We start from the raw sequence: 21,385 nt of genomic DNA, 5'->3' as shown, positions 1-21,385 counted from the left end.
TGGAAGTGTTTACTTTAACAAAACGGTAAATGAAAGCAGGAAGGAAATTCATGATGAAAAAACAATTGCTTTATATGATGGAAAGAAAAGAGCTTGTGGAATTATACTCGGACCCTACTGACTTAAGAAAATTCGATGTGGTCAAAATCTTAAACGTGTCGGATTCCTTTTTAGTGGCCGCTAATATTGCTGCAAATGGCATGTATGATGGTTATCGTTTGCTTTTTCTTGATAACATTCATCAAATGAATGTTCAGACGAAATATATTAAGAAAATCAGGCAATTATATCAGGCAAAAAAACAAAGTCATTTGGATTTCGATGATGAAAATGATGATTTGCTTTTGAGTTTTCTCGATTTTGCCCATAAATATAACTTCATCGTTTCAGTTGATCTTTTCAATGTTCCTGGGGAGGTTCAAGGTTTCATTAAAAACCTGGAAGCTGATATATTCGTCATGTCAATGGTGGACGAAATGGGGGAACTTGATGGTGATGCATTCATAAAATTTGGTGCGATACATGGCATGTCATGCGATGATCAAGACTTGTCCGACTTAATGCGGATTCATTCGGAAATGGGGAAGTGAACGGGATCAAAAGCTTATGGGATTTTAAAGTGTCATTTGTTTTTCATGGTTTAAAAGACTGAAAATTTGTATAATGTGTGAGGTGGACCAACACTTTCTAAAATCGATGTACATATAGGGGGAACAAACATGAGTAAGCTTGATGGCAGGACCATTGCTTTATTGGGATCGCGAAAAACGGAAGAACTCAGTAAGATCGTTCATAATCTTGGGGGAATCCCGCTAGTTCGTCCAGCACAGGGGACGGTATTCCTTGATGATTCCCACTTGGAAGAAGATATAAAGAGTTTGCTGGCAGGAGCGTTCGATTGGATCATCCTTACGACGGGAGTGGGGACAGAGCTGTTATATAAAACGGCAATGAAGCTGGAAGCCGGGGACCAATTCATTGCAGCTTTACAGTCGATGAATATTGCAGCCAGGGGCTATAAAACCGTGAATATGCTGAAAAAGCTCGGCCTCAAGCCGTTGATCCGTGATGATGATGGAAGTACGGCCGGGCTCGTTCGCAATCTGGAGGGAAATCTGTATGGCGATGTAAAGGTCGCTCTCCAGCTTCATGGAGATCCGGCTCCGATCTTGATGAACTGGCTGGATGAACAAAAGGTGGAACATAAAGAAATCCTTCCTTATGAGCATATTTCGCCGGAAAAAGAAACGATGCAACTGCTGGTAGGGGAAATACTCGGAGGCACCATCGATTCCGTTGTGTTCACAAGTGCCCCGCAGCCGCGCAATTTAATGAAATTTGTTCGTGAACAAGGCGTGGAGGATGAAATCATTGAACAGTTCAAATCAAAGGTCATTGCACTTGCCGTCGGAAAGGTGACGGCGCAAGTGATAATCGATGAAGGAATCGAGCGGGTCATTTATCCTGAGGATCAACGGATGGGCAGTGCAATGGTGGAATTGGTGAAATTTTATCATGGGATTGCAAGCAGGTAGGGGTGAGTGTGTGATGACCATCGGCAAGGTTCATTTTGTGGGGGCAGGACCGGGTGATGCGGGACTGATTACAGTAAAAGGCCAAAGGGCCATCGAAAAAGCGGATGTCATTATCTATGATATGCTGCTGAATTCAAAACTATTGGAGGCTGCCTCGCTTGATTGTGAATTGATTTATTGTGGGAAGACACCGTATTCGAATGGCATCAAGCAATCTGACATCAATGCCCTGCTTGTGTCCAAGGCGCTTGAAGGCCGTGAGGTGATCCGTCTGAAAGGCGGGGATCCTGCTGTTTTTGGAAGAGTGGTTGAGGAAGCGGAGTCGTTGGAAGCTAACGGAATTTCCTTTGAAATCATTCCTGGTGTAACATCTGGCATTGCCGCCTCCATATATGCGGGTGTTCCCGTGACACATCGAAACCTTGGACGATTTTATGCCATGTTGACGGGCCACGGAGAAGGATTGCAAGATATAGATTGGAAGGGGCTTGTCGATAGTATAGATATGATGGCCTTTTATATGGGGGCGGGCAATCTTCCCGATATTTGCAAAAACTTGATCGGTCATGGAAAGCCAGGAAAAACGCCGGTGCTTGTCATTCGATGGGGCACGTATGGAAGACAGGTAACCGTTGAGGGGACATTGGACGATATCGCGGAAAGGGCAAGGGAAGGGCCTCTTCTTAATCCAGCGATCATATTGGTCGGAGAGGCCATTTCGCTCAGGGAAAAGCTGCAATGGTTCGAAAAGAAGCCACTATTCGGACAACAATTTTTAGTGGCAAGGACTGGCACCGCAAAGAGTTCTTTAGCCGAAGGATTACAGGAGCTTGGGGGGGACGTCTTGGAGTTTCCGAAATGGATGTCGGCTAGTGTGAAAATGGAAGAAAGTCAGTTGCTCTCTTTTCTATCGTATGAACGAATTCTCTTCATCTCACCTGAAAGTATCCATGGATTCTTGGATTCACTCACTGAATATGCGATTGACTTTCGGCGGATTTCTTCTGAACTTTATGTAGTATCGAGCAAATCGAAGAAGGTTTTGCAGAAGCGCGGACTGAGCGCCAAGCTCAAATCCGAGATGCCGGAAACGGGAAGGCTGTTGGTTATTGGAGATAGGGATAAGAACCAAATCGATTCGGATTATGGGGATGCGGATTATGCTCAATCGATCGAGAAATTTGTCGATGAAAGATTCCTTGAAATACTGCCGCGAATGCTAGCCGAAAAAGCTGTCGATACCGTGCTTTTTTCGAACCGGCATTCAGTTGATATGCTGATGGAGTACACAAGGAAGGCAAATGTCGATAGTGAAGAGCTATTAAAGCATGCTTCGATTGGCGTAATCGGGAAAAGCACAGGTAATAGAGTGGAAGATTACGGGTTTTCTGTAGATATGATGCCCGAAGATCCGTCTGTGCAAGGATTGGTGGCGTTGATCGTGAATGGAAGGTTTTTAGGCTCTGATTAAAACAGGGCCTTTTCCCTGCTTGGTTTATAATCGATATTCCCATTCTGCCCCCAACTGTCTTGGCAATACTTACCTCCAGTTAAAGCGATCTGCACGGGATTTTCGATAGAATGAATAAAAGCCTTTTAATCCGCTGTAAAATGGGTATGGTATAGTAATAACTTTTCTGGGGAGGCAAACGAATTGAAACGTAAAGGGGAATTCTCATTAAGTATCATCGGTGTCAGTATCGCTGCCATCTTTTTGATTGTAACGATCATTGCTGCCGTTTATATCAACAGTGTCGATTTAAAAGGGATGGTGGACTATTCTTTAATGACAGATTCGGAGATTTCGGCATCCGAGATTGATATGTCCATCAAGTTGTTCATGGGTCTATTGTGGGCGGGGATCATCTCATTGATCATTGCATTGGCAGGCGGTTTGAGCGCCATCTTTTTATTGAAGGGAGGTAAAGTGAAGCCTGCCGGAATTTTGTTGATCATAACGGGGATAGTGACCGTTTTTCAAATATGGCCGCTTATCTTTTTCATTATACCGGGGATCATGTGTCTCGTAAGGAAGCCGATAGATACGGTGGAAGTGATAGTCTGAACTTACACTATACATAGTTTTGTGACGTAAAGAAGAAGCTGGCCCGGTGATGGGTCAGCTTTTTTGTTTAATCAAAGAAGTTGAAATTTGGGGATCACATGGTCATTTCCCATAAAAATACCTTTTGTTCCTGAAATTACTAGTCTATCATGTTACTATTATAGTAAATCTAAAAGACTGGAGTTCGATCAATGAAGATCCCATTAATGAAGGTTGGAGTATTGTCTTGTCTAACATTCAGCTTGTTCAATGGACAGGCTTACGCAGAGTCTGAATGGGCTAATGCATGTTCGTCACAAGGCCAAATGCAACCGGATAAAAATCCTTCTTACGGACAAATTAACTGCTTGCTGACGAAGGCGGCGATTGCGGCAGAAATTCCCCCTGAAGTGGTGAAAGCGGTGGCTACGCAGGAAAATGGGGATTGGCGGCAATTCGATGCTGCTGGTAAACCGATTAAATCCAGTGATGGCGGCATCGGCTTGATGCAGCTTACCAATAAAAGCGGGTATGACCAGAAAAAATTGGAGAATGACATCGTCTACAACATCGAGGCTGGTGTCGAGGTCCTGAGTGGCATGTATGCAAGAAAAGATCTGCCGAAAATCAAAGGAGCAGGACGCCGGGTCATTGAAAACTGGTATTTTCCTGTCATGGCCTACAATGGGACAAAGCCAGTGAACAGCCCCCTTTACCAGGAAAACGGGAAAAGGAATACGCGTGCCTATCAAGAGGAAGTGTTTGCCGAGTTGGAAAAACAAAGCTATCTGTCCAGTACCAAATTGGCAAGCTATCCATTCAGCACGAAAGACTTTGAATATGATCGAGGGAGTACGGCCAATATTACCTTTAAAAAGCCGGAATACACGTTGACCGGGCAAACGCATGACTCCGTCTATTGGTTCAAGGCAGGAGACAAAGTGGCCACGACTGCGAGTGTGAAAATAAGGGAAAGGGCCAGCACCTCTTCTGGCCATGCAACCGTGCCAAAGGATTCCAAGCTGATCATCACCGGGGATTTTGTTTATGAGGAGTCAGCGGCGAATAAATTTGTTTGGTTCCCGGTACAAACGGAGAACAAGAAAATCAAGGGATATATTTCTTCGGCCTATATCTCGAATAAGCCATCGACTCCTGTCGTGGATACGAATGCACCCGTGATTTCAGGGGCAACGAACGCAGCGGTCCCGTACAACTCGTCATTCGATGCCAAATCCAACGTAAAAGCCAAGGATGATAAAGATGGAGATGTAACGAGCGCCATACGTGTCGAGGGAAAGGTGGATACAAAGAAGGTGGGCACCTATAATTTGACTTATACGGTAGCTGACAAGGCAAGGAATGTTGCCAAGGTGATAAGGAAGGTATCCGTTTATGATAAAGTTAAGCCAGTCATTTCAGGTGCAGGAAGTAAAACGATCAGATTGAATGCTTCATTTGATCCAAAATCGAACGTGAGCGCCAAGGATAATGCCGATGGCAGCTTGACAAGTAAACTAAAAGTGTCGGGTACGGTGAATACGAAGAAAAAAGGAAGCTATACATTGAAGTATACGGTTACCGACTCTTCAAAAAATACGGCGACGGTAAGCAGAAAGATCACGATAGACAGCACGAAGCCAGTCATCTCGGGAGCCACGAATAAAACGATTGCCTATAACTCTGCCTTCAATCCTAAGTCGGGAGTTACCGCTAAAGATAACTTGGATGGAAACGTAACGAATAAGATCAAAACAACAGGGACCGTGAATACGAAGAAAAAGGGCTCCTATACATTGACTTATACAGTTGCGGATAAATCACAGAACAAGGCAGTGACAAAAAGGATAATTACAGTTAAATGATGCCGGAAAAGGGATTTCCATGAAGCGGGAATCCTTTTTTAGAGGAGAACAACCTGTTTGCAATCGGAGAAAATTATTAATCGAAAGATTTTAGAGTGAATGTGGAAAAATGATATAATTGTAAAAAGATGTATTTTTAAATTGGAGGGGATCGTTTTATGGTGAAGGAGCAGGGGCATGTGAATTGGATGGATCAGATTTTTCGCGATTATGAAAAAGACGGCGGCCTGAAGAATAATCCTGGTTTTGGAAAGCCGCTTCCGGAGTCGGTGCTATCGGGAAATATGTATGACGACTTCCTCTCGAAGGCCAAAGGTGCCGGTTTCCTGCCTCTTTGGATAAAATGGCAAAAGGAAATTCGCCAAGAGCTATCCGAAGTCGTCTCATTGCGGAAAATGAATGGCGAGGGTGAGGACATGCTTTTAACTAGACGAATTGAGGAAATTAATGAGAAAGTCCGTACATATAATGCAATTTGCCCGCCCAAAATGCAACGACGTGAAATTGAGTGGTCAACCATCGAGAGTCAGTACGAAAAATGGAAGTAATGTATGAAGTGAAAAAGTCGGGTATTTGCATGACGTGATCATGAAAGGATTATGATATAATGGCATGAATAAAAAACGGAGAGAGGGACTTCGATTGGAAAATAGAAAAGAAGTTTTTTCATGGATAAAAGCGATCTTGATTGCTGTCATTCTAGCTTTTTTAATTCGTACGTATATCTTTGCACCGATTGTCGTAGACGGTGAGTCGATGATGCCGACCCTGCAAGACCATGAGCGAATCGTTCTTACCAAGTTTGGAACGAACATCGATAGCATCGATCGATTTGATATCGTCGTTTTTCATGCTACGGTAGATAAAGATTATATTAAAAGGGTTATCGGTCTTCCTGGTGACCATATTGAATATAAAGATGATACGCTTTATATCAATGGAAAAGCCTATGAAGAACCATACTTGGATCAATATAAGAAGCAAATGGCAGGAGGCATGCCGCTGACTGAATCCTTTAAGCTTGAGGATATTACAGGCGGGATGACGGTACCGGACGATCAGTTGTTCCTTATGGGGGACAATCGTCAAAACAGTCTGGATAGCCGGGAAATCGGTACGATTTCGGTCGATGAAATCGTCGGTAAAGCCAATCTTGTGTACTGGCCGATCAAGGAAATAAAAATCGTGAACTAAAAAGGAGCGGACTCGGTCATCGAGTCCGCTTTAGCTTTGGTTCTATGGGCACGCCTTTCAACAATAACCGTGCTGAATTTTCTTTTTTTTTCTTTTTTTAGGAAAATCAACTCATATGGGGGAATTTAGGTTATCCTATTATAAAGAAGGAATCACGTACTAGGCACGCTTGGGCAAATGGATTATGTATAAAAAGGGGTACAATAGATGGAAATGGTCAAGGAACTAATATCAAACTATGGTTATTTTGCGATTTATGGACTGCTGGCTCTTGGGATTATTGGCTTACCGGTTCCTGATGAGTTCATGATGACTTTTGTCGGCTATTTGTCATCCATTTCCGTTTTGAATGTCCAGGGAGCTTTCCTCGTAAGTTTCCTTGGTTCGATTTCCGGGATGCTGGTCAGTTATTTCATTGGGAAAAAGGTGGGCAAGCCTTTTTTGAAAAAGCATGGTAAATGGATTAAAATGACCCCGCCAAGGTTGGATAGGCTGGAGACATGGTTCAATAAATATGGTCCATGGACGATCATCATTGCTTATTTCATCCCTGGGGTCCGCCACTTCGCAAGCTACCTTTCCGGAATGAATGGAATGGAGAAACGAAAATACTTTTTATTTGCAGGTGCAGGAGCATTTAGCTGGTGTTTGGTATTTACGGCTTTTGGCTATTTCATTGGTGTGTTAACCTGACTTTCCACTCTGTTAGAATGTGAAAATCCCGTTTCCGAAACTCGGAAACGGGATTTTCATTTTCGGACCTTCATCATTGAGCGGAATATCCGCCATCGATTACAAGCTCGGCACCTGTCACGTATGAAGCTTCATCGGATGCCAGGTAAAGTACCGCATTGGCAATATCGGCCGGTTGACCGAGACGTTGAAGCGGAGTCGCTTGAATCATCTGGTTCACGAGATCTTTGGATTCTTCCAATTTATGTGTCATTGGCGTTTCGATGATACCAGGGAATACGGCATTGACACGGACGCCCATGCGGCCATATTGGGTTGCGGCTGCCTTGGAAATGGCACGTACCGCACCTTTGGAAGCTGAATAAGAGTTAAGGCCCATTCCGATTTGGGCAGTAAAGGAGGAAATGTTCACAACGGCGCCTTTTCCTTCTTTAACCATGTATGGAATGATATGCTTCATTCCAAGAAATGGTCCAAACCCATTGATGCTCAGCATTAGCTGCCAATCAGCCAAAGTCGTATCGTTAATTCCTTTTTCTGATGAGATGCCTGCATTGTTGATCAATATGTCCACTTTCCCGAATTTAGCAATTACGTCATCCGTCATTCTTTTCCAGCTTTCGTCGGAAGAAACATCAAGCACAGTTCCATAGACGTTGTCCAATTCATTCACTGCCGCTACAGCTTTTTCATTAATATCGGCAGCAATGACTTGTGCTCCTTCTTTAGTGAATAGATCCACCATTTCTCTTCCCATACCAGACGCTCCGCCAGTAATAATGGCTACTTTATTAATCAATCTTCCCATCATGATCACTCTCCCAAAATTTTTGTGAATGGAGTATGTGTGAATATTATAGTCCAAAAGGTGGATTATCAACGAGCAATATTATTACTCCTCCAAGAATCCGTCAAGCATTATATTTTTTAATCGAATGTCACTTTCCTTCTTTAATAAATGAATCGCACGAATAAAATTGTTAACGTTAACAAAGCTGTAAGGGGCCCATTCTGTTTCCGTACAATTAAAATAGGGTGACCGGTCTATTATTTGTCCATGATCATGCAGAGACTCTCAACTCACTTACATGAAACCATCTTCCTGGTTTATTTGGTTGAGTCGCGCTGCATGTTCAATTCTAGTCGTTAAAATCGAATTCTGCAATCATTTTGTACTTTGGATACAAAAAAATATAACGACGTTCCAAATTCCGTGGAATGTTGGATATACTTGCTAAAGCGCACTAAGAAGGCAGTCCGCTCTTGATGAATGATCAGCTGCTTCGGAATTTTTGCCATATAGTTTGACGGAAGTGATGAAACGGGAATACGAAGAAAAGGGTGCAACACTTGGCGAAACAGGTAGGAAAAGTGATAAAATGAAAAATATATATAATAGAGGAGTTGTCGAATGTGACTGATTTGAATTGGCGAGAAGAAGTAGAAAAACGGAAAATGGACCTATTGCTGGACACACAAAATTTATTGAAAATAAAAAGTGTTCTGGATGAAGAAAATAAGACAGAGGATGCCCCATTTGGTCAAGGGGTGAAGGAAGCGCTTGATTTCATGCTTCAACTGGGCGAAAAAGACGGTTTTACCGTGAAGAATGTCGATAATGTAGCCGGACATATCGAAATGGGCGAAGGCGACGAATTAATCGGGATATTATGTCATGTGGACGTTGTACCGGAAGGAGATGGGTGGAGTTCGGACCCGTTTGGCGCAGAGCTTCGCAATGGCCGCATTTATGCTCGCGGGGCAATCGATGATAAAGGGCCGACGATGGCTGCCTATCATGCAATGAAGCTGGTCCGCGAGCTTGGGCAGCCTTTGAACAAACGTGTCAGGATGATCATCGGCACAGATGAGGAATCAAACTGGCGCTGCGTGGATCGTTATTTTCAAGTGGAGGAAATGCCATCGATGGGATTTGCGCCGGATGCGGACTTCCCGATCATCAGTGCTGAAAAAGGAATTTGGGACTTCTCGGTCATTCATCCTGTTGATGCAGGAAACGGGGCGGGCTCTGAAGTGAATGTCATCGAATTCTCTTCGGGCCGAAGGACGAATATGGTACCTGATTTTGCAACGGCGATTGTCGAGGCGGCCAATCCTGCTGAGGTGGTGGCAGGCTATCAGGCATTTATAAAAAAATATTCCTTGAAGGGCCAAGCCGTTCCCCAAAAAAATCAAGTGCTTCTTGAATTGAACGGCGTGTCGGCACACGCGATGGAACCGAACAATGGAATCAATGCAGGTTTGCATTTAGCCGTCTTTTTAGCGGATCTTACGCTTGATCCGCATGCGAAATCCTACTTCACCTTCATCAAGGAACGTTTGTTTGAAGATTCCCGCGGAAATAATATAGGGCTGGCTTATGCAGATGATGAAACGGGCGAATTGACGATAAATGCCGGCGTTTTCAATTATTCCAAGCAAGGCGACAGCTCGATTGGCTTCAGCGTGCGCTATCCGGTGACGTTCGAATGGGAACAGCAAAAGGCGGCATTGGAGGAAAGGCTTGCTGCATATAATCTAAGCGTGAAGACCAATTCACATTCAACACCGCATTATGTGAATAGCGACAGCTTTTTGATCAAGACGCTGCAGCAGGTTTATGAAGCGGAGACCGGTGATGTAGCGGAACTGCTTTCGATAGGAGGCGGTACATACGCCCGCTCATTGAAGGAAGGCGTGGCCTTTGGACCGTTATTCCCTGGCAGCGAGGATATTGCGCATCAGAAAGATGAATATATTGACATTGAAGATATGCTTAAGGCTACGTCCATTTATGCACGTGCCATTCATGAATTGGCCAAATAAGCGGCAAAGAGGGAGAAGACATGGGAAAAATCATTTTTAACGGCGAAATTAAAAGCAGGACCGATGTTAAGGTCGATATTGAGGACAGGGGATATCAATTCGGTGATGGCGTCTATGAGGTCATCCGGGTTTATAATGGTGAATTATTCGCAGGAGACATGCATTTGAATCGCTTGATGGACAGCGCAAAATTGATTCAGATGAAGGTCCCCTTCACTGTAGCGGAAATCGAAACACGCGTGAAAGAGCTAATTTCCGAGGATCAATTGCAGGAAGGGATCATCTATATGCAGCTCACTCGGGGTGTAAGTCCGCGGACACATGCTTTTCCAACTTCGGACGTCGAGCCGGTCTTTGTTGCTTATACGAAGGAAATCCCTTACGCAGGAAGGCTGAAACCAGGGGCAAAGGGCATCACGACTGACGATATTCGCTGGTTGCGCTGTAATATCAAAAGCTTGAATTTACTTGGTAATATAATGGCTAAGCAAGTAGCGGTGGAAGCTGGCTGTGACGAAGCGATCCAGCATCGTGACGGGCTGGTCACGGAGGGAAGCTCGTCCAATGTTTCCATAGTCGTGGACGGCACACTGAAGACTCATCCCGCCTCCAACTTGATCTTGAATGGGATTACCCGCCAGGTGATGCTGAAGCTTTGTGCTGATCATGACATTCCCTACGTGGAAGAAGCCTTCACGATCGAGGAAATGATGGCTGCAGAGGAAGTGCTCTATACGAGCACAAGCGTCGAAATCACGCCGATCATTACCATCGACGGTCAAAAGATTGCTGCCGGGGCACCGGGGCCGGTAACCGAAAGATTGCAACAATTGTTCGCCGATGAGATCGAAAGGCAATGCGGTTCCGTAAAATGATTAGGATTAGCCCCTTTGCCGTACAGGCAAGGGGGCTTTTTTATGTGAAAAACCTTCTTGCCCTTCGCCTGAAATCACCATGAATCGCTTTTGGAAAATTTTCAGTTTGTCCTTTTTGACATTTTCAAGTTCCAGGAATATACTTTCTAATAACCTAAAAAGTTTACTCGTCGCAACATTTTGAGTTGCATATAAAAAGGAGTTGAAATAGACATGTCTGGTGCATTGCATCAATCTTCTTCCCGTGGATTCAAAAATCTGCTGCCGTATCTAGGTCCAGCGTTCATAGCGGCGGTCGCCTATATCGATCCAGGGAATTATGCAACCAATATTACAGCCGGTTCAAAATATGGCTATACGTTATTATGGGTTATCTTCGCTTCCAATTTGATGGCTGTGCTCATCCAAACACTGTCAGCAAAATTAGGGATAGCCACCGGTAAAAACCTACCTGAGTTATGTAGGGAAAGATTCTCGAAAAAGACATCGTTTTTGCTATGGATACAGGCCGAAGCCGTTATCATGGCTACGGACTTGGCTGAATTCATAGGTGCTGCCCTTGGAATCTATCTGCTTTTCGACCTGCCGCTCATCACATCGGCCATCATTGCAGCAATCGGTTCCTTTGCCATTTTGGAATTCCAGCGCAGGGGTTATCGGACATTCGAAGCATTGATAACGGTCATGATTTTTGTTGTTGTGCTTGCTTTCGGCGCTCAGGTCTTTTATGCGCACCCTGATACATCGGCCATCGCTTTAGGGCTATTCACTCCTAAATTCGAAGGAGTGGACAGCATTTTACTCTCAGCAGGGATGCTTGGAGCGACAGTAATGCCGCATGCAATTTACCTACATTCCTCTTTAACTCAAAAAAGAATAGTCGGTAAAAACGATTTTGAAAGAAAAAGGATTTTTCGTTTTGAGCAGATTGATATAGTCATCGCCATGTTGATTGCAGGCGGAATCAATGCCGCCATGGTCATCGTTTCAGCAGCACTATTTCATAAGAGTGGAATATTAGTGGAGGATCTGGATGTAGCTTATCAACAATTCGGTGCGATGCTCGGACCATCCGTCGCAATGTTTTTTGGAATCGGATTATTATTCGCCGGATTATCCAGCTCATCCGTAGGCGTCATGACAGGGGATGTTGTCATGCAGGGATTCATAAAAAGACATATCCCGATCTATTTGCGGAGGGTCATCACGACCTTACCACCCCTGATCATCATCATATGGGGAGTGAACCCATCGAAAGCACTGGTCATGAGTCAGGTCGTTCTCTCGTTTGGTATCGCCTTCGCCTTAGTGCCCTTGATCATGTTTACAAGCAACAAAAAAATCATGGGTAATCTAGTCAACCATAAAATCACCTCCAGTATTGCCTGGCTTATTGCAGTCCTTATCATTGGGCTGAACCTGTTCCTGCTTTACGAAACACTGTTCGCATAGGATGTGGGGAAAAGGACCGTTTCGGGTCCTTTTTTTCATTGATTTCCAATGGAATATCCAGTAAATCGTCCGACAACGTGCGGAATCCGACCTGGGGATGGAATAATTCGTTCGAAAGAGCGCGGGTTCCGACCTGGGGATGGAATAATTCGTCCGAAAGCTCGTGGAATTCGACCTGGGGATGGAATAATCCGTCCGACCACGCGCGGAATTCGACCTGGGAAGAGATAATCCGTCCGACAACGCGTGGAATCCGACCTAGGAAGAGATAATCCGTCCGACCACGCGCGGAATCCGACCTGGGATGAAATAATCCGTCCGAAAGCGCGCGGAATTCGACCTGGAATGAAATAATCCATCCTATAGCGCGCGGAATCCGACCTAGGATGAAATAATCCGTCCGACCACGCGTGGAATCCGACCTAAAAAGAGATAATCCGTCCGACCACGCGCGGAATCCGACCTGGGGATGGAATAATCCGTCCGACCACGCGTGGAATCCGACCTGGGGATGAAATAATCCGTCCTATAGCGCGTGGAATCCGACCTGGGATGAAATAATCCGTCCTATAGCGCGCGGAATCCGACCTGGGATGAAATAATCCGTCCGACCACGCGTGGAATCCGACCTAGGAAGAGATAATCCGTCCGACAGCGCGTGGAATCCGACCTGGAAAGAAATAATCCGTCCTATAGCGCGCGGAATCCGACCTGGGGATGGAATAATCCGTCCGACAACGCGCGGAATCCGACCTGGAATAAAATAAATCGTTTCCTCTAAAACTTTGTTTGTGAATTGAATTTCCCTTCTTTTTCTTGCTGGCTGGAATATCATGAAAGCAAGTGCAAGGAGAATAGGTGATGGGAATTATGGTAAAATTATAGGAAGAACAGGAAGGAATGTCAGTGACCATGAATACTCATTTTTTCTTTGCTTTAGTTTTACCTGACGATATTAAAGTAGCTTTACATGCTGTGACAAAACGACTGAATTTAGGCTTTCCATTTAAGAAATGGCTGCATCCGGCCGATTATCATATTACGATGGCGTTTTTAGGAAGTGCTGACGATGCAATGAAACAGGATGCGATAAGGCGAGTGGAGGGCGTTCTTGCGGAAGAGGCCCCATTGGAGCTTGTGCTGGCTGAAATCGGCGCTTTTGGCAAGAATGACAGTCCTAGGATCCTTTGGACGGGTGTGAAGCAGCAAGAAAGGCTTTTTTCGATGCAGGAGAAGATTTATAACTCATGCGCGGAGGCGGGATTTGAACTTGATAAAAAACCGTTTAAGCCCCATATTACGCTAGCAAGAAAATTCGAGGGGAATGATCCCTTTTCTTTGGAAAGCGTCCGGCAGGTGGCGGCTTTGGACGAAAAGCATTTCGAGGCAGTTCAGGTTGCGCTTTATCAAACACATATCGGAGCATCGCCTTCATACGAAAAGATATACACGATAAATCTTCAACAATAGAGAGAAAAGGGTGGTGGCCATATGGCACAGCTCATCAAGATGCAAGATTATATTTCCCGGTATGAGCAGGATATTTACCGATATCCAACACAATATGCACGATTGAAAAAACAGCAATGGGATAAATTGAAGGCTGCTTATCAGGCAGGTGAACTGGATCGTTTGTATGGTGAACATATTGCAGGGGATGAACCGGTGAAGCTGGACCAAGCCCAGGACGAATCCAAGAGCTTAATGAAAAAAGTGAAGGGCATGTTCCACCGGTCAGAGAGGCAGGAGGCAGAGGCAGAAGAGTTGTTGATGCCGGACCCGCTTGAGAATCCCAATATTTTTTCATTGAGATTTCCCTTCCGTCCAGCCAGTCTTGATGAATTGAAGCAGAATTATTTAAATCAATTGCTTCGCTTCCAAATGAAATGGGGAAGTTCGACGCTGCGTGAAAAATCATTCGTGGATCGATCATTCTTTTTGGATGAGAGGCTCCGTTTTTTCCTGCAGCGTTTTCCCGATACATTTCTCGTTTTATATAAGCCTATCTTTCTATTGAAAAACGCACCTATCGAAGTGGATGTCATTTTATTGACCCCTATGGAAGCCTGGTGCATCACTTTTCTTGAAGCTGAAGAGGATGCTGCATTCAGCGGGTCGAGTGACCGGTTCTGGATTCGCAGGCATCATAAGCAGCCTGATAAAAAAGTGCTCAACCCATTATTGAGTGCAAATCGGATGGGGAACATCGTCTCCCAGTTATTTTCTCTTTATGAAGTGAACGTCCCAATCAAAAAAGTGATCTTATCGCGGAATGGTTATGTCGATTTTCCTGAGGCACCTTATGATATGACGATATTGGATAAGCGGACCTTCCCGGAGTGGTTTGAACGGATGCGGGCCACGCAATCGCCCATTAAGGCACAGCAGTTGAAGGCGGCACAGGCATTGCTGGAATATTGTCAAACGACATCCAGCATGAGGCCGGAGTGGGAAACCGAGCATCATCTGACAGAGGCGAATGAGCATGCCGAACCTTGATGAAACCCTTTATTTCATTGTGAACCCATTGGCTGGAAATGAACGAAGTATGAAGGTTTGGGATAAAGCGGAGAAAATGCTGAAAACAAACGCCGTTCCCCATCAGGTGTTTTTTACGGCAGAAAAAGGACATGCATTGCGATTGACGGAGGAAATTTTATCAAGGACAAACCGGGATACTAGGATCATTGCTGTTGGAGGGGATGGCACGATAAATGAAATGATGAATGGCGCCATTCCATTTCCTCATGCCATCATCGGATCCCTTGCAGCGGGCTCTGGCAATGATTATGTAAGAGGCATCCAAAAAACGAAAGATATCGAGCAGGCCCTTCGTTTATTTCAGGATAACGCACACAAGGCTATAGACATCGGTCAGTACGAGACGGCTGACAAGGGCGGTTATTTTATCAACAGCCTGGGAATGGGAATCGATGCTGAAATTGCCGCTGAAGCGGACCGCTCCCCTTTGAAAAAATGGTTTAATATCGTCAAGGCGGGTAAGTTGGTTTATCTCATCCTTTTTGTTAAGCAATTATTCACTTATAAGCCTGGCAGTATGGAATTGATCGTCGATGGCAAACATCAAATATTGAAAAACATTTGGTTCATCGTCATTGCGAACCAGCCTTACTTCGGCGGGGGCATGAAAATTTCACCGCATTCAAAGCTCGATGACGGCAGGGTGAATGTGATCGCGGTTCATGATTTTCCCAGGCTGAAATTATTGGCCGTGTTCTTTACCGTTTTGTGGGGTGGGCATCTAAACATGAAAAACGTTGATTCTTATACTGGTAAAATGATTAAAATGAAAAATCACCATTCAGCAAAAATCCAGGCGGATGGTGAAATTATTGGAACGGATGAAGTGTCTGCCAAGGTCTTGAAAGCGAAAATCCGGGTCCTGATCAAGGATTGACCGTCATGCAAAAATATGAAATGATTTATTTGTTTTTGTTTTATGGGTATAATCGTTTTATAGTACTTGACGAAGAAACCTTTTTTCAACTAAAATTTAATTTATGGCTATTGTTAAATTGCTCAATAGCTATTTTTTTATTTCTCTGGAATGAGGATGTTTTTAATTGCGGGTATCATCCCGATGCACGTATAAATGCAGCTACGCCAGCAGGCGGGTTTTTTTAATAAACATGGACAAAAAAGCAGTGGTAATACATACACTAGGTAACGAACCCACATTTGTATGATTAAGCGAGGAAATCGAAGGTGAACCAGTTGGAACATTTATTAGGTCAGGAGTGGGATATATCCCCTGCTGGAGGAGCTACAGGAGAAGCCTTTATAGCCGAGAAAGATGGGCAGAAGCTTTTCCTAAAACGTAATTCATCACCATTTTTGGCTGTTCTTTCAGCTGAGGGCATTGTTCCGAAGTTAATGTGGACAAAACGCCTGGAAAATGGAGATGTCATTACGGCCCAGCATTGGATGGAAGGCAGGGAGCTATCTCAGCAGGAAATGGACAATATAAGAGTCGCAAAGCTGCTTCAGAAAATTCATCAATCCGATCCTTTGTTAAGCATGCTCAAAAGGCTTGGGAAATCCCCTTTACGACCTGAAAGTATACTTACAGACATAGAAATCGGATTATCTTCCGATGTTACGGATATCCCGATCATCAAGCAAGCCATTCATTTTTTACAGAACAATCTCCTGTTGATTGAATGCGACGAAGAAGTCGTCTGCCATTGTGATGTGAACCATAATAATTGGCTCATGACCGAAACGGACGGATTATACCTCATTGATTGGGACGGAGCGGTCATTGGCGACCCCGCCATCGACCTTGGGATCCTTCTGTATTCCTATATCCCAAGGGAGGAATGGAATCAATGGCTTGCCCGATACGGCAAAAAGCTTGATGCAGGCCTGGAGATGAGGATGAAATGGCACACGGTTTCACAACTTGTGCTTTCCATCCAATGGCATCATCGTAGGAGTCGGTACGAGGAAAGAGATGATTTACTGCAAAAATTGGAAGCCTTATTGATGATTGACTGATCAGTATTGATCGATATCATCCACCCACTGGGACAGGTTGTCCTGGTGGGTCGTAATATGTGCATCTAAATCGGAGGCACCGATGCCCCCCTGGCTGTATTCGTAAATCTCCGTCAATATCGTTTTCACATTGCTATCAATATCCATGTTGATCATCAAGGATTTGACGAGTCTTTCAACCTGCTCGCACTCAGAAACGGACCCGCAGCAGTCAGATTGATGGTTGGTCAGTATATCCTTTAATAGTGACATTTGGTGTTCATGGGAAAGCGGCATATAATACCTCTCCTTTCTTAAATATGGTTCTAAGGTTCCCAGGCGGATTTTCGCCTGCCCTTCACTTATTTATGGTGTGTTTTGCGGAAAGATTTATACATGAAAATGACAGACACTGTCGCCTGATGGCCGGCAGTTTTTTGATTTGTTCCATGGGTGGAGGCAGGGCAATCCTGAAAAAATCAACTTGCAGGAATCTGTCCACTCGTGTTATGGTTTGAACGATTATATTTTAAATAGGGGTGTCATCATGCGTTTAAGAAATAAACCTTGGGCTGAAGACCGTTTGAATGATTTTCCACAATATGTAATTCAGCAGCCAGTGAGCCATAAAGGTAAATGGCATGAAGTTTTCGGAAACGATAATCCGTTATATATTGAAGTGGGTACGGGGAAAGGCCGTTTCATTACCGAGATGGCAAAGGCCCATCCTGATGTGAATTTCCTTGGAATTGAAGTATATGGAAGCGTCATTGTCGCGGCTTTGGATTTGCTGATTGAAGCGGAAGTGCCGAATTTAAAGCTGTTGAATGTTGATGCAGCAAACTTAGGGGATTATTTTGCTAAAGGTGACGTGGATCGCGTTTACTTGAACTTTTCCGATCCATGGCCGAAAACTCGTCATGCGAAACGCCGGTTAACGTATAAAACTTTCCTTGAGGTGTATGAAGGCATCCTGCCGGAAAAAGGCGAGATCCACTTCAAGACCGATAACCAAGGATTGTTCGAATCCTCATTGAAGAGTATTTCCGAATACGGCATGCTGTTGAAATTTGTAAGCCTAGATCTTCATAAGAGCAGCTTTGAAGGCAATATCATGACGGAATATGAAGAAAAGTTCTCAAGTAAAGGAAATCGGATTTACCGTTTGGAAGCTTTGTTCCAATAAGACCATCAACAGGAAATCAGATGCTTTGCATCTGGTTTTTTTGTTATGGTCATGTGGATGCTTGCAGTCAGGGATGTAGATCCCCTCACTTGAATTGCATTTGATCGTTATCCATTTCCAGATGATGAAGCAGGTGTTAAACTAAAGGAAGAGGAGGGGTTAAATGGAAACTTTGCGAATAGGAGACATAAAATTAACGTGGTTGAATGGCGGCGTGACACACCTGGACGGAGGCGCGATGTTTGGTGTCGTACCAAAGCCGCTCTGGTCCAAGAAATATCCTGTTAACGACAAAAACCAAATCGAATTACGGACAGATCCGATATTGGTACAGGCCAATGGCTTGAACATGCTTATCGATTCCGGAATCGGCAATGGGAAGATGAATGACAAGCAAAAGCGGAACTTTGGAGTGGCGGAGGAATCGGCTCTCGTAGCGGACCTTGACACACTTGGGATTGGTACAAATGATATCGATTACATTTTGATGACCCATTTACATTTCGATCATGCCTGCGGTTTGACGAAACGTGAAGGTGACGCCTGGGTGCCTGTTTTCGAGCGTGCAGAAATCATTACGACCCAAACGGAATGGAATGAAATGCAAAATCCGAATATCCGCTCAAAAAGTACATATTGGTACGAAAACTGGGAAGCCATCGAGTCTCTTATAAGACCCTTTGAAGATGAGAAAGTTATAACCGACGGCATCAAAATGATTCACACTGGGGGTCATAGTGATGGACATGCAATCATCATCATCCAAGATGGAGGGGACAGGCTGATCCATATGGCCGATATCATGCCGACGCATGCCCATGCCAATGTCCTTTGGGTGCTCGCCTATGACGATTATCCAATGACATCCATCAAGGCAAAGGAAAGGTGGATGAAAGACGGGCTGGAAAAAGGGTCATGGTACAGCTTTTACCATGATGCATATTATCGGGCCGTCAAGTGGGATGAATCGGGTAAAGAGATCATCGAGGAATTGAAGCGGAACCGCTAAGCGCGGATAGCAAAAGGAGGACGTCATTTTGACAGCCCTCCTTTTGCCGTTAATCATTTTGGGGATTAAGCTCAAGGATCGTTCCTGTCGCGGCATCTGCAACAAATTCGAATTGCTCCCGCAAGCCCTCTGTGTTTCTAGTGATTCCGCCTTTATATACCAAATAGTCCAATTCATTTTTCGTATAAGTTTCCGGCTTCATCAAAATCCAGGAACCATATATATTCCCATCCTTTTTAACGGTTTCCTTCACGTGGGCCAACACTTTGTCAGGAGAAGGCCTGCTTGATTGATCCAATATTTGCTTTGTCGCATAGCCTGTGGCGAACCCGGCTGCAGCACCTAGTAAAAACGTTTTCCAATTCATTATTTCTCCTCCATTGCTTTTAATACAATCACTCTATCCAGTATACAGAAGAAGGCTTTATTTGCCTAATAATTTGAAATTTTAACCATTAACTGATAAATTAGAACTTTGAAGTGAAACATGAGACGAAGTTCGGTAAAATAGTAAGAAATAATACATATGTTAGGGGTAGAGAAATGAATCATGAAACTTTAGAACTTTTTAAAACATTGACGGAATTACCAGGTGCCTCGGGAAATGAACATGCAGTTCGGGGTTTCATGAGGAAGGAACTGGAAAAGTATTCGGATGAAATCGTCCAAGATCGCCTTGGCGGAATCTTTGGCGTGAAAAGGGGGAATGAGGAAGGTCCGACTGTACTTGTTGCCGGTCATATGGATGAAGTCGGCTTCATGGTCACTTCCGTAACGGAAAATGGCATGATCAGATTTCAGCCACTAGGCGGCTGGTGGAGCCAGGTGCTTTTGGCTCAACGGGTGGAAATCATTACTAATAATGGTCCGGTCATCGGGGTCATCGGTTCGATCCCGCCTCATTTACTTGAAGAATCGCAACGCTCAAAACCAATGGATATCAAAAATATGCTGATTGATATCGGTGCGGATGATAAGGAAGATGTGAAGAGAATAGGCATTAAGCCTGGACAGCAGATCGTGCCGATCTGTCCATTCACACCGATGGCCAATGAGAAGAAAATTCTTGCAAAAGCATGGGATAATCGTTATGGCTGCGGGCTGGCAATCGAGCTATTAAAAGATTTACACGGTGAAACATTGCCAAATGTTTTATATTCAGGAGCGACAGTACAGGAGGAGGTAGGATTGCGGGGGGCACAAACAGCCGCCTTCATGATCAAGCCGGATCTATTCTTCGCCTTGGATGCAAGCCCGGCAAACGATATGTCAGGCAGTAAAAGCGAATTTGGGCAGCTAGGGAAAGGCGCATTGCTTCGGATTTTGGACCGTACGATGGTTACGCATCGCGGCATGAGGGAATTCATCCTGGATACGGCCGAGTCGAATGATATTCCTTATCAGTATTTCGTTTCCCCAGGGGGCACGGACGCAGGCAAGGTCCATATTGCCAATGAAGGCATCCCAAGCGGCGTGATTGGCATTTGTTCCCGCTATATTCATACACATGCCTCGATGATTCATATTGATGATTATGCGGCTGCACGTGAATTGATTGCGAAATTGGTTCGTTCTTGTGATAAAACGACTTTCGAGACATTGAAGAATAACGGTTGATCGAGGAAGCTGAAATGGAAAGGGGGTGGCTGTCATCCCCCCTTTTTCAACAGCTTTTTTTTACATGGAAAGGAATGGAGCGATTATGAAAATAGCGGTGGGCAGTAAAAATCCAGCGAAAGTACAAGCGGTGCGTGACGTTTATGAAGAGGCTGAAATCATTTCACTTCAAGTGGAAAGCGGGGTCTCCGAACAGCCGTTTTCGGATGAAGAAACGATGGAAGGGGCCATGACGCGTGCCCGGAATTGTTTGGTTAACAGTGATGCCGAAATCGGTATCGGGCTTGAAGGCGGTGTCGTGAAAATGAAGCAAGGACTGTTTCTTTGCAATTGGGGGGCGATGGCCACGAGAGACGGCTCCGTTTTCATTGCCGGTGGAGCAAGGGTTCCGCTGCCCGACATCGTCGCCGGGAAGCTGCTGCGCGGAGAAGAATTGGGACCGGTGATGGATGCCTTCACAAAGCAAACGAATATCAGTAAGAAGGAAGGGGCAATTGGCGTATTTACGAATGAGCGGATTACAAGGAGCGATATGTTCCTCCATATCATGTGGATGTTAGCCGGACAACATGAATATGAGCTGAAAATCTAA

General features: G+C 44.6%; 23 protein-coding genes. 20 read left to right on the top strand and 3 right to left on the bottom strand.

The features are described 5' to 3' along the window. Positions 1-50: 50 nt before the first annotated feature. The 8 genes from ABE28_RS17520 (at position 51) to ABE28_RS17485 (ending at position 7,331) form a co-directional block, all read left to right on the top strand. Complete coding sequence (locus tag ABE28_RS17520; RefSeq protein ID WP_064466068.1) at positions 51-590, top strand: hypothetical protein; 540 nt, start codon at positions 51-53, stop codon at positions 588-590. Between the two features lie 129 nt (positions 591-719). Next, positions 720-1,535 (top strand): uroporphyrinogen-III synthase, encoded by an 816-nt coding sequence (locus tag ABE28_RS17515; RefSeq protein ID WP_064466067.1) that lies wholly within the window; start codon positions 720-722, stop codon positions 1,533-1,535. A 13-nt stretch (positions 1,536-1,548) separates the two neighbouring features. After that, positions 1,549-3,006, top strand: coding sequence for a uroporphyrinogen-III C-methyltransferase (gene cobA / locus ABE28_RS17510; protein WP_064466066.1), 1,458 nt, complete (start codon positions 1,549-1,551; stop codon positions 3,004-3,006). Positions 3,007-3,189: 183 nt separating this feature from the next. Then, positions 3,190-3,600: a DUF4064 domain-containing protein gene (locus tag ABE28_RS17505; protein ID WP_064466065.1), complete on the top strand. Its 411-nt coding sequence runs from the start codon at positions 3,190-3,192 to the stop codon at positions 3,598-3,600. A gap of 191 nt (positions 3,601-3,791) precedes the next feature. Continuing rightward, entirely contained in the window at positions 3,792-5,444 is a 1,653-nt protein-coding gene (locus tag ABE28_RS17500; RefSeq protein ID WP_064466064.1) for an immunoglobulin-like domain-containing protein, read from the top strand. A 158-nt stretch (positions 5,445-5,602) separates the two neighbouring features. Next, a complete protein-coding gene (locus ABE28_RS17495) occupies positions 5,603-5,992 on the top strand; it encodes a DnaJ family domain-containing protein (protein WP_064466063.1) in 390 nt (129 codons plus the stop codon). A gap of 94 nt (positions 5,993-6,086) precedes the next feature. Beyond that, on the top strand, positions 6,087-6,638 hold the full coding sequence (gene lepB / locus ABE28_RS17490; protein ID WP_257390616.1) for a signal peptidase I: 552 nt from the start codon (positions 6,087-6,089) through the stop codon (positions 6,636-6,638). Between the two features lie 207 nt (positions 6,639-6,845). Continuing rightward, positions 6,846-7,331, top strand: coding sequence for a DedA family protein (locus ABE28_RS17485; RefSeq protein WP_064466061.1), 486 nt, complete (start codon positions 6,846-6,848; stop codon positions 7,329-7,331). 73 nt (positions 7,332-7,404) lie between these two features. Here the strand turns inward: ABE28_RS17485 and ABE28_RS17480 are convergent, their stop codons facing one another. After that, the gene (locus ABE28_RS17480) at positions 7,405-8,139 is read right to left on the bottom strand and encodes an SDR family NAD(P)-dependent oxidoreductase (RefSeq protein ID WP_064466155.1); all 735 of its coding nucleotides are present in this window, start codon (positions 8,137-8,139) and stop codon (positions 7,405-7,407) included. A gap of 605 nt (positions 8,140-8,744) precedes the next feature. Here ABE28_RS17480 and pepV point away from each other — a divergent pair. The 8 genes from pepV (at position 8,745) to ABE28_RS17435 (ending at position 17,002) form a co-directional block, all read left to right on the top strand. Then, complete coding sequence (gene pepV, locus ABE28_RS17475) at positions 8,745-10,157, top strand: dipeptidase PepV (protein WP_083232124.1); 1,413 nt, start codon at positions 8,745-8,747, stop codon at positions 10,155-10,157. Between the two features lie 20 nt (positions 10,158-10,177). Next, positions 10,178-11,032, top strand: coding sequence for a D-amino-acid transaminase (gene dat / locus ABE28_RS17470; RefSeq protein ID WP_064466060.1), 855 nt, complete (start codon positions 10,178-10,180; stop codon positions 11,030-11,032). Between the two features lie 213 nt (positions 11,033-11,245). Next, a complete protein-coding gene (locus tag ABE28_RS17460) occupies positions 11,246-12,484 on the top strand; it encodes an Nramp family divalent metal transporter (protein ID WP_064466058.1) in 1,239 nt (412 codons plus the stop codon). A 912-nt stretch (positions 12,485-13,396) separates the two neighbouring features. Next, complete coding sequence (gene thpR / locus ABE28_RS17455; protein WP_257390823.1) at positions 13,397-13,954, top strand: RNA 2',3'-cyclic phosphodiesterase; 558 nt, start codon at positions 13,397-13,399, stop codon at positions 13,952-13,954. Positions 13,955-13,975: 21 nt separating this feature from the next. After that, positions 13,976-14,983 (top strand): hypothetical protein, encoded by a 1,008-nt coding sequence (locus ABE28_RS17450; RefSeq protein ID WP_064466056.1) that lies wholly within the window; start codon positions 13,976-13,978, stop codon positions 14,981-14,983. Then, positions 14,970-15,902, top strand: a complete 933-nt coding sequence (locus ABE28_RS17445) for a diacylglycerol/lipid kinase family protein (protein ID WP_064466055.1) — start codon at positions 14,970-14,972, stop codon at positions 15,900-15,902. Before ABE28_RS17450 ends, ABE28_RS17445 begins: the two co-directional genes overlap by 14 nt. A gap of 5 nt (positions 15,903-15,907) precedes the next feature. Next, entirely contained in the window at positions 15,908-16,129 is a 222-nt protein-coding gene (locus ABE28_RS17440; RefSeq protein ID WP_064466054.1) for a hypothetical protein, read from the top strand. A gap of 90 nt (positions 16,130-16,219) precedes the next feature. Further along, complete coding sequence (locus ABE28_RS17435; protein WP_064466153.1) at positions 16,220-17,002, top strand: phosphotransferase family protein; 783 nt, start codon at positions 16,220-16,222, stop codon at positions 17,000-17,002. On the opposite strand, the gene ABE28_RS17430 is transcribed toward ABE28_RS17435, so the two are convergent. Beyond that, positions 17,003-17,278 carry a YtzH-like family protein gene (locus ABE28_RS17430; RefSeq protein WP_064466053.1) on the bottom strand — a complete coding sequence of 92 codons (276 nt, stop codon included), beginning with the start codon at positions 17,276-17,278 and terminating at the stop codon, positions 17,003-17,005. It abuts the gene before it with no gap. Positions 17,279-17,528: 250 nt separating this feature from the next. On the opposite strand from ABE28_RS17430, the gene trmB reads away from it, so the two are divergent. Both trmB and ABE28_RS17420 read left to right on the top strand, forming a co-directional pair. Continuing rightward, positions 17,529-18,167, top strand: coding sequence for a tRNA (guanosine(46)-N7)-methyltransferase TrmB (gene trmB, locus ABE28_RS17425; RefSeq protein ID WP_064466052.1), 639 nt, complete (start codon positions 17,529-17,531; stop codon positions 18,165-18,167). A 163-nt stretch (positions 18,168-18,330) separates the two neighbouring features. Continuing rightward, complete coding sequence (locus ABE28_RS17420; RefSeq protein ID WP_064466051.1) at positions 18,331-19,176, top strand: YtnP family quorum-quenching lactonase; 846 nt, start codon at positions 18,331-18,333, stop codon at positions 19,174-19,176. Positions 19,177-19,225: 49 nt separating this feature from the next. Here the strand turns inward: ABE28_RS17420 and ABE28_RS17415 are convergent, their stop codons facing one another. Further along, positions 19,226-19,543, bottom strand: a complete 318-nt coding sequence (locus ABE28_RS17415; RefSeq protein ID WP_064466050.1) for a hypothetical protein — start codon at positions 19,541-19,543, stop codon at positions 19,226-19,228. A 176-nt stretch (positions 19,544-19,719) separates the two neighbouring features. Here ABE28_RS17415 and ABE28_RS17410 point away from each other — a divergent pair, with 176 nt between their 5' ends. Next, positions 19,720-20,793: a M42 family metallopeptidase gene (locus tag ABE28_RS17410; protein WP_064466049.1), complete on the top strand. Its 1,074-nt coding sequence runs from the start codon at positions 19,720-19,722 to the stop codon at positions 20,791-20,793. A gap of 85 nt (positions 20,794-20,878) precedes the next feature. Next, entirely contained in the window at positions 20,879-21,385 is a 507-nt protein-coding gene (locus ABE28_RS17405) for a DUF84 family protein (RefSeq protein ID WP_064466152.1), read from the top strand.

The sequence above is a fragment of the Peribacillus muralis genome, assembly GCF_001645685.2.
Classification (GTDB): Bacteria; Bacillota; Bacilli; order Bacillales; family DSM-1321; genus Peribacillus; species Peribacillus muralis_A.
This window is presented reverse-complemented; position numbering and strand designations above follow the sequence as displayed.

Coding starts and splice junctions, on each gene's coding strand:
- ABE28_RS17520 (WP_064466068.1), top strand. CDS start 51: ATGATGAAAAAACAATTGCTTTATATGATGGAAAGAAAAGAGCTTGTG.
- ABE28_RS17515 (WP_064466067.1), top strand. CDS start 720: ATGAGTAAGCTTGATGGCAGGACCATTGCTTTATTGGGATCGCGAAAA.
- cobA (WP_064466066.1), top strand. CDS start 1,549: ATGACCATCGGCAAGGTTCATTTTGTGGGGGCAGGACCGGGTGATGCG.
- ABE28_RS17500 (WP_064466064.1), top strand. CDS start 3,792: ATGAAGATCCCATTAATGAAGGTTGGAGTATTGTCTTGTCTAACATTC.
- ABE28_RS17495 (WP_064466063.1), top strand. CDS start 5,603: ATGGTGAAGGAGCAGGGGCATGTGAATTGGATGGATCAGATTTTTCGC.
- ABE28_RS17485 (WP_064466061.1), top strand. CDS start 6,846: ATGGAAATGGTCAAGGAACTAATATCAAACTATGGTTATTTTGCGATT.
- ABE28_RS17480 (WP_064466155.1), bottom strand. CDS start 8,139: ATGGGAAGATTGATTAATAAAGTAGCCATTATTACTGGCGGAGCGTCT.
- dat (WP_064466060.1), top strand. CDS start 10,178: ATGGGAAAAATCATTTTTAACGGCGAAATTAAAAGCAGGACCGATGTT.
- ABE28_RS17460 (WP_064466058.1), top strand. CDS start 11,246: ATGTCTGGTGCATTGCATCAATCTTCTTCCCGTGGATTCAAAAATCTG.
- thpR (WP_257390823.1), top strand. CDS start 13,397: ATGAATACTCATTTTTTCTTTGCTTTAGTTTTACCTGACGATATTAAA.
- ABE28_RS17450 (WP_064466056.1), top strand. CDS start 13,976: ATGGCACAGCTCATCAAGATGCAAGATTATATTTCCCGGTATGAGCAG.
- ABE28_RS17445 (WP_064466055.1), top strand. CDS start 14,970: ATGCCGAACCTTGATGAAACCCTTTATTTCATTGTGAACCCATTGGCT.
- ABE28_RS17440 (WP_064466054.1), top strand. CDS start 15,908: ATGCAAAAATATGAAATGATTTATTTGTTTTTGTTTTATGGGTATAAT.
- ABE28_RS17430 (WP_064466053.1), bottom strand. CDS start 17,278: ATGCCGCTTTCCCATGAACACCAAATGTCACTATTAAAGGATATACTG.
- trmB (WP_064466052.1), top strand. CDS start 17,529: ATGCGTTTAAGAAATAAACCTTGGGCTGAAGACCGTTTGAATGATTTT.
- ABE28_RS17420 (WP_064466051.1), top strand. CDS start 18,331: ATGGAAACTTTGCGAATAGGAGACATAAAATTAACGTGGTTGAATGGC.
- ABE28_RS17415 (WP_064466050.1), bottom strand. CDS start 19,543: ATGAATTGGAAAACGTTTTTACTAGGTGCTGCAGCCGGGTTCGCCACA.
- ABE28_RS17410 (WP_064466049.1), top strand. CDS start 19,720: ATGAATCATGAAACTTTAGAACTTTTTAAAACATTGACGGAATTACCA.
- ABE28_RS17405 (WP_064466152.1), top strand. CDS start 20,879: ATGAAAATAGCGGTGGGCAGTAAAAATCCAGCGAAAGTACAAGCGGTG.